The organism is Photorhabdus africana (assembly GCF_035181445.1).
Lineage (GTDB): Bacteria > Pseudomonadota > Gammaproteobacteria > Enterobacterales > Enterobacteriaceae > Photorhabdus > Photorhabdus laumondii.
This window is the reverse complement of the sequence record NZ_JAXBVE010000047.1, coordinates 19,628-34,489: the sequence shown is the minus strand read 5'-3', so window position 1 is coordinate 34,489 and position 14,862 is coordinate 19,628. Positions and strand designations below refer to the sequence as shown.

Genomic DNA, 14,862 nt, shown 5'->3' with positions numbered 1-14,862 from the left:
AATGAATTAACTGTTGTTCACTCTTCAAGACTTTAAAACATATTTTTTTGTGATACGGTCTTGTGAGTGCCCACACAGATTGTCTGATTAATTGTTAAAGAGCAGGCTGAATCAAAAAATGATATTTTCGTTCAGCCGGGCTGCGTATACTACGCTTTTCGCCCGCAGAGTCAAGCACTTATTGGCTGGTTCTCTGCCCGACCTCACAATGTTTATCAGCGTTGTGTCGGTCAGTGGTGGCGCATTATAGGGCGTTCTTCGGCGCTGGCAATAATTATTTTGAAAAAAATTGATCGTTTGATTAATTCCACAGCAAAGCTCTACTTTATACCTACTTACCAACAGATTTATCCACATATGGCTAGTTGGATGAAAATTTATCGAGCATCACGCAAACGTTTTCGTTACAATTCGGTGGTTAAAATCACCAAGTGATTTTATCTGACTATACTGAAATGTTATTGCAGTGCCCATTTTTTATGTCCTGATATATACCCTATGGATTTCAAGATGCATCGCGACGGCAAGGGAGCGAATCCCCGAGAGCATAGGTAACTATGTGACCGGGGTGAGCGAGCGCAGCCAACAAAGAGGCAACTGGAAAGATAGCGGGTATAGTGGGTTCTTCCCAATAACATGTTACTGCCTTACAAAATCCAAGGGATCAAATCAATGCAACAGCTTCGTCCAATCCGTCGTGCCCTGCTTAGCGTTTCTGATAAATCAGGGGTTGTTGAATTTGCAAAAGCCTTATCTCAACGCGGTGTCGAATTGCTTTCTACTGGTGGCACAGCGCGTTTACTCGCTGAGTCAGATCTAAAGGTTACTGAAGTTTCAGACTACACCGGTTTTCCTGAAATGATGGATGGTCGTGTTAAGACGCTGCATCCTAAAGTACATGGCGGAATCCTTGGCCGCCGCGAACAAGATGATGAAATCATGGCACAACACCAAATCTCACCGATCGATATGGTGGTTGTGAATCTATATCCATTCGCTGAGACCGTAGCCAAACCAGATTGTACTTTGGCCGATGCCGTTGAAAACATTGATATCGGTGGTCCAACTATGGTTCGCTCTGCGGCTAAGAACCATAAAGATGTCGCGATTGTGGTAAATAGTAAGGATTACGAAAAAATCATTGAAGAGATAGATAACAATCAGGGGTCATTAACACAATCAACCCGCTTCGATTTAGCCATTAAGGCTTTTGAACACACCGCGGCTTATGACAGCATGATTGCTAACTATTTTGGCAAGCTGGTTCCTCCTTATCATGGCGATAAGACTCAACCATCAGGACGTTTCCCTCGTACTCTGAATTTGAATTTCATTAAAAAGCAGGATATGCGTTACGGTGAGAACAGCCACCAAGATGCTGCATTCTATATAGAAGAGAATCTTTCTGAATCATCCATTGCAACTGCAACTCAGTTACAAGGTAAGGCTCTTTCCTATAACAACATTGCTGATACCGATGCAGCGCTGGAATGTGTTAAGGAATTCGTGGAACCTGCATGCGTTATTGTTAAGCACGCTAACCCATGCGGTGTAGCCATTGGGAAAGATATCCATGAAGCTTATGATCGCGCATTCAAAACAGATTCAACCTCCGCTTTCGGCGGTATTATTGCTTTCAACCGTGAACTTGATATTAAAACTGCACAAGCCATTATCAACCGCCAATTCGTCGAGGTAATTATTGCCCCCTCAGTAAATAAAGATGTGCTACCGGTGCTAGCTACCAAGCAAAATGTCCGCGTTCTGGTATGTGGGGAATGGGAAGACCGGGCTGCTGGCCTTGATTTTAAACGAGTTAATGGTGGCTTACTGGTACAAGATCGCGATCTTGGTATGGTTGCAGTAACTAACCTACGTGTGGTTTCCAAACGTCATCCCACCGAACAAGAAATGAAAGATGCTCTGTTCTGCTGGAAGGTCGCTAAGTTTGTCAAATCTAATGCCATTGTTTATGCAAAAAATGATATGACCATTGGTATTGGTGCTGGCCAAATGAGCCGTGTCTATTCCGCAAAAATTGCTGGGATTAAAGCAGCCGATGAAGGCTTGGAAGTCCAAGGATGCGCAATGGCGTCTGACGCCTTTTTCCCATTTCGTGACGGCATTGATGCCGCTGCGGCTGTCGGCGTAAGTTGCATTATCCAACCCGGCGGTTCAATCCGTGACGACGAAGTAATTACCGCGGCTGATGAACACGGTATTGCTATGATTTTCACCGGCATGCGCCATTTTCGCCACTAATCAATAGCAGGAGTTAATCTGATGAATATTTTAATTGTTGGTAGCGGTGGACGCGAACATGCTCTGGCATGGAAAGCAGCTCAATCTCCTTTAGCTGATAAAGTTTATGTCGCGCCAGGAAATGCAGGAACTGCTCTGGAAAGCAATCTCGAAAATCTTGATATCTCAGCGACAGATATCAACGGCTTGTTAATATTTGCACAAAGCCATGATATTGGGCTGACTATCGTTGGTCCCGAAGTACCATTGGTGTTGGGTATCGTCAATGCATTCCAAAAAGCCGGGTTAACTATTTTTGGCCCAACTCAGGCAGCCGCTCAATTAGAAGGTTCAAAAGCATTTACCAAAGATTTTCTGGCACGTCATCAAATCCCAACTGCGGCTTATCAGAATTTTACAGAAATCGAACCCGCTCTTGCCTACCTGGATAAAGTCGGCGTTCCTATTGTTATAAAAGCCGACGGACTGGCGGCGGGTAAAGGTGTGATTGTTGCGATGACACTAGAAGAAGCCCAATCCGCCATAAAAGATATGCTAGCCGGAAATGCGTTTGGTAATGCAGGCCATCGTATTGTTATTGAAGAGTTTCTAACAGGTGAAGAAGCTAGTTTCATCGTTATGGTCGACGGTAAGAATGTTATTCCGATGGCAACTAGTCAGGATCATAAACGCATAGGTGATGGTGACTCCGGCCCAAATACTGGCGGAATGGGAGCCTATTCTCCCGCTCCAATCGTCACCGATGAAATCCACCAGCGTATTATGGAAGAGATTATTTATCCTACTGTTAATGGTATGGCTGCTGAGGGTCATGTCTATACGGGTTTTCTCTATGCCGGTTTGATGATCAACGAAAATGGCGAACCAAAAGTGATTGAATTTAACTGTCGCTTTGGTGATCCAGAAACTCAACCCATCATGATGCGTATGCGTTCTGATCTTGTTGAACTCTGTCTAGCTGGTGCAAAAGGAGAGCTTGCGGGTAAAACGTCTGATTGGGATGAACGCCCTGCTCTGGGTGTGGTACTCGCTGCCAGAGGGTATCCTGCTGATTATCACAAAGGGGATATTATTCATGGCTTGCCCCAACAAGAAAATGAAAGTAGCAAGGTTTTCCATGCTGGTACGGCAATGAAAGGCAATGATGTTATTACCGCAGGTGGACGCGTTCTGTGTGTTACAGCATTAGGAGAAACCATTATAGATGCACAGAAAAATGCTTACCAACAAGCAGAAAAAATTGAATGGAATAGCTGTTTTTACCGTAAGGATATCGGATATCGGGCAATTAACCGATTGAAATAATCATAAAACTGACGAGGGTCAGAGGCTGTCCTTCGTCGGTTCCCAACGACAAAAGTCATTATTGGCGACCAACAATAATTCGCGGCCAGCAGGCGCTTCCAACCAAGCAATGGTTAACTGGTTGTAGCTACTTTTTTCGCGCTGTTCAAGCCATGTCCTCGCGTAAGGTTCAAACTCGACAGAAATCGTTTCACCTGCACAGGTAGTGACTTTACCGTTATTCCAGTACCCTTGCATCAAACGCACATTTCCCACTATCAACGCGTCACTTAATTCAAGCGTCCGTTTAGCATCAAACTGCATACGAACAATATCATCGCTGGAAAGTAGCTCTCGTCGCGTTTTCGACTGCTTTTGCATAAAAATCACATCACCGGATTTATTCAAACGAAGTTGTTCAGATAGTGGATTTTTATCATTCAAAATTTCACGACGAATTTGGCGCAAATCTCCTTGCTTATATTCATAAAAAGTCACGACAGTATTGTCATTACGGTAGGGGCTGTAAACACTCATCAACACCCGAGGTTTACTGTTCTGATCGTTGAGACGCCACAAGCGGACAACACCATCATCGGCAATGAATCCACTTGCGCTGAAAGAAGGTTCTTTAGGTTGATTGGTACAGGCGCTGAGCGCGAAGACGAATCCTAGTGTCATCAGCCCCTGACGAACCAACAAAAGGGGATAAATAATACCCCTTCTATTTTTTCTTTTTTGCAATGAAATTATTTAACTGCGTCTTTCAGAGCCTTACCAGCGGAGAAAGCAGGTACGTTTGCAGCCGCGATGGTAATTTCTTTACCGGTTTGCGGGTTACGACCAGTACGTTCTGCACGGTGGTTAACTTTGAAAGTACCAAAACCTACCAGTTGTACTGAATCGCCCGCTTTCAGGGATTCGGTGATTGCATTCAAAGTTGATTCCAGAGCCGCTTTTGCCTGAGCTTTAGTCAGGTCAGTGCTTTCTGCGATTGCATCAACTAATTCAGTCTTATTCATAGATTATCCTTACAGTGTGTTTATCGTTTGCAAAGCATCGAGTGCGACGGATATGCCGAATGACAGCACCCCTGCATACACGCACCGATAGCCACTTCTTTTCACCCCCCAAATGTAGAACAGAGTGGGGGCAAAAGTGAAGCCTTTGAACATGGCATTTAAAGCATTAAATCACGTTTTTTCACTTTACTGCGTTAAATTTATACCAATGTTACTCATTCCTGACTCCCGGAGGTCAGCTTTCAATCCTTTAATCAACTCAATATCCCGCTCTTCGCAGCTAACCAATAAGCGATAAATTTCCCATTGGATGTCCCACTCTTGTTCAATAGCAGGTAATATTTTTAGTTCTTCATCGGTCATTTCTTTCCCAGCCTGAGTCATTTCAAGCATAGCAACAGTGCGGATTGAGATTTCACTCACTGCAATTGCATGCTCCAATGTTTCACCACTCAGACGGGAGTGAATAATTTCCCCTAATGCAATACATGCATCAATTGCCGGGTACACACCGTAAATATCGTAATCATCCGCTGAGGGAATAATTTGTTCCAACTTTTCCAGCTGATTATCAAAATTCACCTTGGCATCTTTTACAACTAATATTTCCCACACCAAATCCAGAATACGGCGGTAAAGAGCAGGTTCAGCAAACGCCGTCTGGCAACAGAACATCTGGTAATTTGGATACATCCGTTCGCATAGACTTGCCATAAAGGTCAGATGCTGCCAGCTTTCAAGTTTTTCCAGCCGTAAATGTATCGGGTTTTGTAACATTAGTTTTTACTCATTATGCACAATTTGCTCCGCAGTTTACCTGAAATTCAAGAATATCCACACGCTTACACCGAATTTAAGGATTTTTCTGTATCATTTGTTCAAAAAATGGCCTATTTGAGGCTATACCATCTGCCCAACGGGTTGTTTCAGGCAAGCGATAACCTTTCATACAACGTTCCACCCATAGCAATGCACTCTCCAGACTAATTCTGTGTCCTGTAGAAATATACAACGGATTACAACGTTTTTTACTTCGCCATACCCAACCAATCTGCTCCTCTTTATCAAGCAAAGGTTGGCAACTGCCGGGCTGTTCCCCCAAGGGTTCACTTTCACCACATAAACGACGTTTTGCCACACCAATGGTGGGCACATTAGCTAATAAACCAAAATGGCTAGCAACGCCTAAACGACGTGGATGAGCAATGCCGTGACCGTCCACCATGACTAGATCAGGTTTGTATTTCAACAACTGCCAAGCAGCCATTAATGCGGGATATTCACGGAAAGAGAGTAAACCGGGAATATAAGGCAGCGTAGTTTCAATTCGCGCTATCTGATATTCCACCAGTTCAAGAGCAGGATAAGAGAGAACCGCTATCGCTGCACGGGTAATTGCTCCCTGCCGTTCGAAGCCCACATCAGCACCCGCAATCAATTTAGGTGGGGAAAAATCATCATAACAGATAACCTGTTGAGCCTTTGCTATTTGTTCCTGACGTAATGCTTTCGTATTAATCATATTTTTACTGATGATATTTAGCTGAAAGTTTATGTACCGCTTCGACAAATACCCCCGCGTGTTCCGGCAGTATATCCTGATGGATACCATGACCAAGGTTAAAGACATGACCCGAACCCGTCCCAAAACCTTGCAAAATTGTCGAAACTTCCTGCTCAATCCGCTCTGGAGAGGCGTATAACATGGAGGGGTCCATGTTACCCTGCAAAGCGACTTTATTCCCCACACGACGGCGCGCATCGGCAATATCTGTCGTCCAGTCCAAACCAAGCGCATCACAACCGGTTTCAGCCATTGCTTCCAGCCATTGTCCACCACCTTTAGTAAACAGTGTCACCGGCACACGACGACCTTCATTTTCACGGATCAGACCATCAACAATTTTGTGCATATAATGTAAGGAAAATTCCCGATAATCCCGCCCCGTCAGTACTCCACCCCAAGTATCGAAAACCATCACAGACTGAGCACCTGCTTTAATCTGAGCATTGAGATAAAGAATAACGCTGTCTGCTAGCTTATCCAGCAACAGATGCATTACGGTAGGTTCGGCATACATCATTTTTTTGATTTTAGTGAATGCCTTGCTGCTACCCCCTTCCACCATGTAAGTTGCCAATGTCCACGGGCTACCAGAAAAGCCAATCAAAGGAACCTGCCCCGCGAGTGCCTTACGAATCGCACGCACGGCATCCATTACATAACTCAGCTCCATTTCCGGATCAGGCACCGACAGTTTTTCCACATCAGCACGGCCGGAAACAGGAGATTTAAAACGCGGACCTTCGCCTGCTTCAAAATAGAGCCCCAGTCCCATAGCATCAGGAATAGTGAGAATATCAGAGAAGAGAATCGCTGCATCCAATGGATAACGCCGCAAAGGCTGTAAAGTGACTTCACAAGCGAGCTCAGTGTTTTTACACAAAGCAATAAAATCACCGGCTTTAGCACGAGTAGCCTGATACTCAGGTAAATAGCGGCCAGCCTGGCGCATCATCCAAACAGGGGTAACATCAACGGATTGGCGTAATAAAGCTCGCAAATAACGGTCGTTTTTCAGCGCATTCATGACAGGCTCCATCTATTTATTGGCCGCAATATAATCTGACTACAATGAATTAGAACGTCATTGTAACATGATAGGTAAATCTCTCCCGTTGAATTGCGCCAAACTGTACATTACGTATTTCGGCATAGAACAATCGTATCTTCAATCAACCGACGGGCAATAGTATTATGTGGTGGAATCAATGGTAATTGATCATAGTGATACCAATCCGCACTAATCAGCTCTTGCGGATCATGGCGGATCTCACCACTGTCATAATCAGCCAGAAATGCCATCATTAATGAATGAGGGAAAGGCCACGGTTGAGAAGCCACATAACGTAAATTGCGAATTTTAATATTACTCTCTTCCATCACTTCGCGGACAACAGCTTCTTCGAGTGTTTCACCGACTTCAACAAATCCCGCCAATACTGTGTACACCCCTCCACGATGGTGCTGATGTTGAGCCAGCAAAATATGATCATCCCGACGAATACCGACAATAATACAAGGTGCAATCTGCGGATAATAACGTTCATGGCAGTGATGACACAGACAAGCCCATTCACTGACACTATGGTGCATTTCATTACCACAATAACCACAATATTGATGAGAGCGATAAAACTCTGCCAATTGAACTCCTCGGCCAGCTAATTGAAACAAGCCACGATCACTTGCCACAATTTGCCGTAAAGAAACCATATTTGAAACCATTTTCTGACGGATAAGCCAAACTTTTTCGCCTTGCCACTCACCAATAGGCAAGGCTATTTTTCCTTGCAGTGACCATTGAGTTGCCATTCCAAAAGGTAATTCGCCTTTAGGGAGCCAAATACGATTTTCATCGCTGATAACCCACCAGCCACGTTCTGTACCTGTAATTTGTTGTTGCATCATCATTATTATGACATCTTAATTTTAATATCTGTATAAATCATACGCTTTTTAATCAAAAAAGCGTGCTTTATTACTCTTGTCATAGACCATATTGCTCGCTTTGATAGTAATAGGCATTATTCTCAACGATTAAATAGACTTTGACCTGAGGAGCACAACACCATGTCTCAATTGCTTGCCGTGTTTGATCTGGATGACACCTTAATTTCCGGTGATTCCAGCGCTATATGGACCGAGTTTTTATGGGAAAAAGGTGTCATTACTGATCCAACTTTTATCGAAGCAGATAAAAAAATGATGGCTGATTACAGCGCGGGTTCACTGGATATGAATGATTATCTGGCATTTAGCCTGCAAACCTTGCACCAAGTTCCACAAGAACAAGTTGATCTTTGGCTGACTGAATTTGTTAACGAAAAAATTAGACCACGATTTTACCCACAAGCCAAAGCCCTAATTACAGAGTATCAACAGCAGCAAATTCCAATCATTATTATCTCAGCTACTGTCTCTTTTATTGTAAAAAAGATTGCTACCGAATTGGGTATTCACACAGCACTGGGCATTGATATGGTAATGGAAAATGGCTGTTATACCGGTCAAATAGACGGTATTGCGACTTTCCGTGAAGGTAAAGTAAAACGGATAAAACAGTGGCTGGAACAGCAAAATAGTTATCCTGAAATTATCCGCTTTTACAGTGATTCAATTAATGATCTCCCAATGTGTCAATTTGCCGATGAGGTAATTACGGTCAATGCTGATGCCCATTTAAAAACCGAAGCACAACAACATGGCTGGCAACAATTAACCTGGTCACTGTAAATACTTTCAATCAGTAGGGGTTGTAGTTTTCATAATCCCTTCTATACCCGTCATCTTTCAACAGGCAACCCAATTGCTGGGGAAGAATATTGCAATAAAATTGAGGTCTTGACGAAACAGAACAAGTCATTTTGTTTCCGCAAACAACCCACCTAATCGTGTTCCCCATACTCTTAAGGTGTCATTTCACTCCCTATAAATAAGAACAAAAATGCCGATCTTGAATATCGGCATTTTGCTGTATAAAGAAGAGAAGATGAATTTAATGCTTTAACGCTTCAATTTTATCCCGGCTCAGTCCGGTACTGGTGACAATAATGTCCAAACTCACGCCATGCTGTAATAAGGCACGAGCCGTTTCCACTTTACCTTCCTCTCTACCTTCCTCTCTACCTTGCTTGATACCTCTCTCAAGCCCTTTTTGTTCAAGCTGTTCTGCAATAGTCATCAACATCGTTTCATGCTCCGGAGATTGTTCAATCAGTTGATGGACAAATTGTGAGAGATCCAGCGTATGTCCATTCAGTAAAAGATAGCGTAACACCACATTGCGCTGCTCGGTTGTATTATACCCCGCATTCAAGAGTTCCACCAATTGGAGGAGCCATTCCTGCATATCCCGGCAGCGAATATGTTTTTGCACTAGTTCCATCAGGGCAACGCCTTTATGCGTCAGGATCTCTTCATCGCTGAGCACACTGACGTCCACCAACGGAAACGCCTGACGGTATAAGCGAGCCGCCTGTTCGGGGAACGTAAAACAATCCAGCCACCGGTTTGAGTAAGGATACGGTCGAACCTCACCATGATAAAACAGCAGCGGCACCACCAAAGGGAGTTCAGTATGGCCTTTTTTCAGGTGAGCCGCCATAGCTGACATGGCGTAATACATCAGTCGCCAGGCCATCAACGGGTCAGGGGTGGATTGATGCTCAATCAGACAATAGATATAGCCCTGTCCCCGGGCCGTTTCAACTGAGTACAGCACATCACTGTGCAACTGGCGTAAATGCCGATCCACAAAACTGCCGGGCTCCAGTTTCAATGTGGCTAAATCACATAACAACTGGATCTCTTCGGGCAGATAAAGGGATAAAAACTCTCTGGCCGTTTCGGGCTGCGTTAAAAAATACTTAAATAACGAGTCATGGTGAGGCCGTTTTTCTTTCTTTGCCACAATATGTTTCTCTGTCTTTATCAGTTAGTCATTACCACTCATTGCCAAGGTATAGTATTTCTACCAAGTTACAAAAAACATTGTCTCAGATTTCTTCAAGCAAATCTTTATCGAATGCATTAATAGAAGAGCCTAAACAATAAAATATCAGAAAATAAAAAACGATAAAATATTATATTTACAACAACTACTTTATGAAATCCATTTATTTAAATTAGTTTTTAACTTGCATTCGCATAATAACTCTCCTCATCAAAATATATATTACTTATATTTACTTTAATCTTGGATGTTCAGATCGAAAAAATTGGACTGAATTCCCGCCAGATGATCTATTATTTTGAAATGTTATTTATATTTTTCCTTTATCAATCTGAAAATACTTATTAACTTCTGTCAATATGCTCATAAATCACCATAGTTTTTATCATAGAAAGAAATATAATATTGAGTAAAATAAGAATTTTTTTCTTATCAAGAGGGTCAAAAAGGTGTGACAGAGCAAGACCTGAAATCGTTCTTGAAATAAAATAAATAAAAATAAAATACGAAGACAATATTAGTTGGTCACTATTAATTAGACTTAAAGTGACCAGAGATACAATTATTTTAAATCTTAAAATATATAATATTTCCGAAGATCGTATTTTCCAAAAATCATCATTTAACTTCACTGGGAATAATCTTATTCATTTCTTTACTGATACTATCTGCGATAACATGTCCGATTTCTGTCAATTTGGCATGATTATCTATTATTTTTTTTGTATCCAAGAATTTTTTCAATGCCATATTAAATCGTGATCTGATTTCTTCTTCATAAATACCAGAGTATATATTAGACATTTTATATAAAGTTTGACACACCCGGTTGAGTACAAAATAGGCATGAAATATGCCGATCATGGGTCTACCATCTTTACGAAATGGAGCTTCATAACGTTCATCAGGATCATTCAAGACAATGCAATCCTGTGCATTAATAATACCTAATGCGTGATGTGCACATTCATGAACAATATTCTCAATATAATAAGGTACGCTATTTTCATCATCACAATAAAACAGGATCATTCCCCACATATTAAAGCTGCAACCGGCTATAATATAATCTCCTTCTGTTTTTCCTGTAAGATATATTGTATCAATAAAAGATATACACTCAAGATAGGTATTTTCATCATAGATTTTCAATAATTTCAGTGCTTCCTGAATCTTCTTTATATCCTCTTTTACTTCATGTGAAAACCGATATCCAACTCCGACACCTTTATCTTTATACAATATTTTTAAAAGCATGTTCATATCAAACACAGGTTCGGTAAGATAATCCAATGCTTTAATAGATAGCTCTGGTTTCCCTGTGTTATCCTGACATTTTTCTATAGCGTTACGAATGTAATTAATACATAATTCTCTATTACCATTTTCTGCCGCATCAATAGCAAGATAATGAGAAGCGAATATATCCCATTTCGTAAAGAATTTATCAGGGATTTTAAAATCAGACTCGGTTATTTCAATCAGATATTTCAGTGAATTTAGGATTTGTAATTCGAAATCAGAACGGAATTGTTGATGCGGATAACATGTTGTAGTGATGTTCATATTCAGCTCCATATTATACCCTTTCGTATAAAATACGAAGGGGTATAGTAGTCAATTAATCGTCACTTTCGTTATTAATCTGCACCCACTGAGATAATAACGACTTAATTTTAACTACTTTAGAAGAGTCAAAGTTTTTCATAACCTATTTCCTCAATAAATTATCATCGAAAAAATAACGTTTAGCTAAACAATATTTAGCATAGAAAATATTTATTATTTATCTACTAAACAATCTATAAAATGAAGTAGTTATCACAAAATAATTTTTAGATTACCATCAATACCCATTTGCAAACCAGAGCATAGCTGGCAACAATTAACCTAGTCACTGTAAATACTTTCAATCAGTAGGGGTTGTAGTTTTCATAATCCCTTCTATACTACTGTTTACTTTCTTGTCGGAGTGCCTAGCGTAAGCTGTTTTATCGCAGCATACACAGGCTGAGACCGTTAATTCGGGATCCGCGGAACCTGATCGGGTTAATACCCGCGAAGGGAACAAGAGTAATCAACCGCTGTCAGCCCACCCAATTTTTTACAGGTCTGTCCAGCCATCAATTATATTACTCTTACTCATTTGCCTGCGAGCTCCAGACAAGCAACTTTCCCAATAACACAGTTTAGGAATTTGCTATGTCTCATAATACTGTTATCCCTACAACCGATATTTCACCAAAACCCGATCCGGCACGCCCACGTAAAGCTCAACGCGATGCCGCCCAAGAATTTATTAATTCTATTCAAGGCGTGACCTTCCCAAATTCACGACGCATTTATCTTCAAGGTTCCCGTGACGATATCCAAGTTCCAATGCGTGAAATTCAATTATCCCCCACGTTAATTGGTGGCACCAAAGAAGAACCTCAGTATGAAGAAAACGAAGCCATTCCGGTTTATGATACTTCCGGCGCTTATGGCGATCCTGATGCCAAGCTAGATGTACATGTTGGGTTAACTCAACTACGTCAACCTTGGATCGACGAACGCCAAGATACTGAACCTGTTGCCGCCCTCAGCTCCGATTTTACTCAGCAACGCCTGACGGATGCCGGTCTCGATCATTTACGTTTCAATCATCGCCCCCATCCATTAAAAGCCCGTAAAGACAAACGCGTTACTCAACTGCACTATGCTCGTCAAGGCATCATCACACCGGAAATGGAATTTATCGCATTGCGGGAAAATATGGGACGTGAACGTATCCACGGTGATGTGTTACGCCAACAACATCCCGGACAAAGTTTTGGCGCTCAGTTGCTGGAAAATATCACACCAGAATTTGTCCGTCAGGAAGTCGCGGCTGGTCGGGCAATTATCCCTGCCAATATCAATCATCCTGAATCAGAACCGATGATTATTGGTCGCAATTTTCTGGTGAAGGTTAACGCTAATATCGGTAACTCTTCCGTCACCTCTTCGATTGAAGAAGAAGTAGAAAAGTTAATCTGGTCCACTCGTTGGGGCGCAGATACGGTAATGGATCTCTCCACTGGCCGTTATATCCACGAAACCCGCGAATGGATCTTACGTAACAGCCCGGTTCCTATCGGTACAGTCCCTATTTATCAGGCGCTGGAGAAAGTCAATGGCGTGGCGGAAAATCTCACTTGGGAAATATTCCGTGATACTTTGCTGGAACAAGCAGAACAAGGAGTAGATTACTTCACCATTCATGCCGGTGTATTACTGCGCTATGTACCGATGACAGCCAAACGCCTTACTGGAATTGTTTCCCGAGGTGGTTCAATTATGGCGAAATGGTGTTTGTCTCATCATCAAGAAAACTTTCTCTACCAACATTTCCGTGAAATTTGTGAAATCTGCGCCGCTTATGATGTTTCCCTATCATTGGGAGACGGTCTACGCCCCGGTTCTATTCAGGATGCTAACGATAAAGCGCAGTTTGCAGAACTACATACATTAGGTGAACTGACCAAAATTGCCTGGGAATATGATGTTCAAGTGATTATCGAAGGCCCCGGGCATATTCCTATGCAGATGATCCGCCGCAATATGACGGAAGAGTTAGAACATTGTCACGAAGCGCCTTTCTATACCCTTGGTCCACTGACGACAGATATTGCACCCGGTTATGACCATTTCACTTCCGGTATTGGTGCAGCCATGATTGGCTGGTTTGGCTGCGCCATGCTCTGTTATGTGACGCCGAAAGAGCATCTCGGCTTGCCAAACAAAGATGATGTTAAGCAAGGGCTGATTACCTACAAAATTGCTGCTCACGCCGCCGATCTCGCCAAAGGTCACCCGGGCGCACAAATCCGCGATAATGCCATGTCCAAAGCACGTTTTGAGTTCCGTTGGGAAGATCAATTTAATCTCGCGCTCGATCCCGATACTGCTCGCGCCTATCACGATGAAACTCTGCCACAAGCCTCCGGCAAAATTGCGCACTTCTGTTCTATGTGCGGGCCTAAATTCTGCTCTATGAAGATTTCTCAAGAAGTACGCGATTATGCCGCGGGTATGGAACAGATGTCCGAAGCATTCCGCGCCCACGGTAGTGAGTTGTATCACAGTGTGGAGGATGTATCCCATGAACAATCTGCCTAACGCGCCATTTGTCCCAACTGAACACAGATTGGGGTTGTATCCAGTCGTGGATTCGCTAGCGTGGATTTCCCGCCTGTTACAGGCAGGCGTCACCACAATTCAGTTGAGAATTAAAGATCTGCCAGAAGATCAGGTGGAAGAAGAGATTCAACAAGCCATTATGCTCGGTCGCCAATACAACGCTCGTCTGTTTATCAACGACTACTGGCAACTGGCAATAAAGCATGGCGCTTATGGTGTTCATCTGGGGCAGGAAGATTTAGTGATCGCTGATCTGAACGCCATCCAAAAAGCGGGATTGCGGTTAGGAATCTCTACCCACGATGAACAAGAGCTGGCACGGGCTAAATCTCTGCGTCCGTCTTATATCGCTCTCGGCCACATTTTCCCAACCACAACCAAAGCGATGCCATCTTCCCCACAAGGAGTGGCAGCACTGAAACGGCAGGTAGAAAACACACCAGGCTATTCCACTGTCGCCATCGGCGGAATTTCTCTTGAACGCGTACCGGATGTCATTGCAACGGGAGTTGGCAGTGTGGCGCTGGTTAGTGCCATTACCAAAGCAAAGGATTGGCGTCAGGCAACTGCACAACTGCTTTATCTGGTTGAAGGCATTGAGTTGAAGGGATAGAGAG

At 42.8% G+C, this 14,862-nt stretch carries 13 protein-coding genes and 1 riboswitch; of the genes, 5 read left to right on the top strand and 8 right to left on the bottom strand.

What is annotated here, in order from left to right; translation table 11 throughout:
• Positions 1-672 precede the first annotated feature (672 nt).
• Together purH and purD are read left to right on the top strand one after the other, a co-directional pair.
• On the top strand, positions 673-2,262 hold the full coding sequence (gene purH / locus SLS51_RS19740; protein ID WP_323840300.1) for a bifunctional phosphoribosylaminoimidazolecarboxamide formyltransferase/IMP cyclohydrolase: 1,590 nt from the start codon (positions 673-675) through the stop codon (positions 2,260-2,262).
• Positions 2,263-2,283: 21 nt separating this feature from the next.
• Complete coding sequence (gene purD / locus SLS51_RS19735; RefSeq protein ID WP_323840299.1) at positions 2,284-3,567, top strand: phosphoribosylamine--glycine ligase; 1,284 nt, start codon at positions 2,284-2,286, stop codon at positions 3,565-3,567.
• A gap of 18 nt (positions 3,568-3,585) precedes the next feature.
• Here the strand turns inward: purD and SLS51_RS19730 are convergent, their stop codons facing one another.
• The 6 genes from SLS51_RS19730 to nudC all read right to left on the bottom strand — a co-directional run bounded on the left by SLS51_RS19730 (position 3,586) and on the right by nudC (position 8,037).
• Positions 3,586-4,227, bottom strand: coding sequence for a DUF1481 domain-containing protein (locus SLS51_RS19730; protein ID WP_323840298.1), 642 nt, complete (start codon positions 4,225-4,227; stop codon positions 3,586-3,588).
• A 68-nt stretch (positions 4,228-4,295) separates the two neighbouring features.
• The gene (gene hupA, locus SLS51_RS19725; RefSeq protein WP_012776594.1) at positions 4,296-4,568 is read right to left on the bottom strand and encodes a nucleoid-associated protein HU-alpha; all 273 of its coding nucleotides are present in this window, start codon (positions 4,566-4,568) and stop codon (positions 4,296-4,298) included.
• Positions 4,569-4,754: 186 nt separating this feature from the next.
• Positions 4,755-5,345, bottom strand: coding sequence for a YjaG family protein (locus SLS51_RS19720; RefSeq protein ID WP_323840297.1), 591 nt, complete (start codon positions 5,343-5,345; stop codon positions 4,755-4,757).
• Positions 5,346-5,421: 76 nt separating this feature from the next.
• Positions 5,422-6,090, bottom strand: a complete 669-nt coding sequence (gene nfi / locus SLS51_RS19715) for a deoxyribonuclease V (RefSeq protein ID WP_323840296.1) — start codon at positions 6,088-6,090, stop codon at positions 5,422-5,424.
• A gap of 4 nt (positions 6,091-6,094) precedes the next feature.
• The gene (gene hemE, locus SLS51_RS19710) at positions 6,095-7,159 is read right to left on the bottom strand and encodes a uroporphyrinogen decarboxylase (RefSeq protein WP_323840295.1); all 1,065 of its coding nucleotides are present in this window, start codon (positions 7,157-7,159) and stop codon (positions 6,095-6,097) included.
• Positions 7,160-7,269: 110 nt separating this feature from the next.
• Positions 7,270-8,037 (bottom strand): NAD(+) diphosphatase, encoded by a 768-nt coding sequence (nudC, locus tag SLS51_RS19705; protein ID WP_323840301.1) that lies wholly within the window; start codon positions 8,035-8,037, stop codon positions 7,270-7,272.
• Positions 8,038-8,202: 165 nt separating this feature from the next.
• On the opposite strand from nudC, the gene SLS51_RS19700 reads away from it, so the two are divergent.
• Positions 8,203-8,865, top strand: coding sequence for an HAD family hydrolase (locus SLS51_RS19700; RefSeq protein WP_323840294.1), 663 nt, complete (start codon positions 8,203-8,205; stop codon positions 8,863-8,865).
• A 262-nt stretch (positions 8,866-9,127) separates the two neighbouring features.
• On the opposite strand, the gene SLS51_RS19695 is transcribed toward SLS51_RS19700, so the two are convergent.
• Together SLS51_RS19695 and SLS51_RS19690 are read right to left on the bottom strand one after the other, a co-directional pair.
• On the bottom strand, positions 9,128-10,042 hold the full coding sequence (locus SLS51_RS19695) for an Rpn family recombination-promoting nuclease/putative transposase (protein WP_323840293.1): 915 nt from the start codon (positions 10,040-10,042) through the stop codon (positions 9,128-9,130).
• 660 nt (positions 10,043-10,702) lie between these two features.
• On the bottom strand, positions 10,703-11,650 hold the full coding sequence (locus SLS51_RS19690; protein ID WP_323840292.1) for an aKG-HExxH-type peptide beta-hydroxylase: 948 nt from the start codon (positions 11,648-11,650) through the stop codon (positions 10,703-10,705).
• 392 nt (positions 11,651-12,042) lie between these two features.
• Positions 12,043-12,168, top strand: a riboswitch (TPP riboswitch).
• Positions 12,169-12,286: 118 nt separating this feature from the next.
• Between SLS51_RS19690 and thiC the strand changes: the two genes are divergently transcribed.
• Both thiC and thiE read left to right on the top strand, forming a co-directional pair.
• On the top strand, positions 12,287-14,224 hold the full coding sequence (thiC, locus tag SLS51_RS19685) for a phosphomethylpyrimidine synthase ThiC (protein WP_323840290.1): 1,938 nt from the start codon (positions 12,287-12,289) through the stop codon (positions 14,222-14,224).
• Complete coding sequence (thiE, locus tag SLS51_RS19680) at positions 14,208-14,858, top strand: thiamine phosphate synthase (RefSeq protein WP_323840289.1); 651 nt, start codon at positions 14,208-14,210, stop codon at positions 14,856-14,858. The genes thiC and thiE overlap by 17 nt, the downstream gene beginning before the upstream one ends.
• Positions 14,859-14,862 lie beyond the last annotated feature (4 nt).

Bases quoted from the DNA above. Each gene is read 5' to 3' on its own strand.
- nudC (WP_323840301.1), bottom strand. From the start codon at position 8,037: ATGCAACAACAAATTACAGGTACAGAACGTGGCTGGTGGGTTATCAGC.
- nfi (WP_323840296.1), bottom strand. From the start codon at position 6,090: ATGATTAATACGAAAGCATTACGTCAGGAACAAATAGCAAAGGCTCAA.
- hemE (WP_323840295.1), bottom strand. From the start codon at position 7,159: ATGAATGCGCTGAAAAACGACCGTTATTTGCGAGCTTTATTACGCCAA.
- SLS51_RS19730 (WP_323840298.1), bottom strand. From the start codon at position 4,227: ATGACACTAGGATTCGTCTTCGCGCTCAGCGCCTGTACCAATCAACCT.
- SLS51_RS19690 (WP_323840292.1), bottom strand. From the start codon at position 11,650: ATGAACATCACTACAACATGTTATCCGCATCAACAATTCCGTTCTGAT.
- thiC (WP_323840290.1), top strand. From the start codon at position 12,287: ATGTCTCATAATACTGTTATCCCTACAACCGATATTTCACCAAAACCC.
- hupA (WP_012776594.1), bottom strand. From the start codon at position 4,568: ATGAATAAGACTGAATTAGTTGATGCAATCGCAGAAAGCACTGACCTG.
- purH (WP_323840300.1), top strand. From the start codon at position 673: ATGCAACAGCTTCGTCCAATCCGTCGTGCCCTGCTTAGCGTTTCTGAT.
- SLS51_RS19720 (WP_323840297.1), bottom strand. From the start codon at position 5,345: ATGTTACAAAACCCGATACATTTACGGCTGGAAAAACTTGAAAGCTGG.
- thiE (WP_323840289.1), top strand. From the start codon at position 14,208: ATGAACAATCTGCCTAACGCGCCATTTGTCCCAACTGAACACAGATTG.
- purD (WP_323840299.1), top strand. From the start codon at position 2,284: ATGAATATTTTAATTGTTGGTAGCGGTGGACGCGAACATGCTCTGGCA.
- SLS51_RS19700 (WP_323840294.1), top strand. From the start codon at position 8,203: ATGTCTCAATTGCTTGCCGTGTTTGATCTGGATGACACCTTAATTTCC.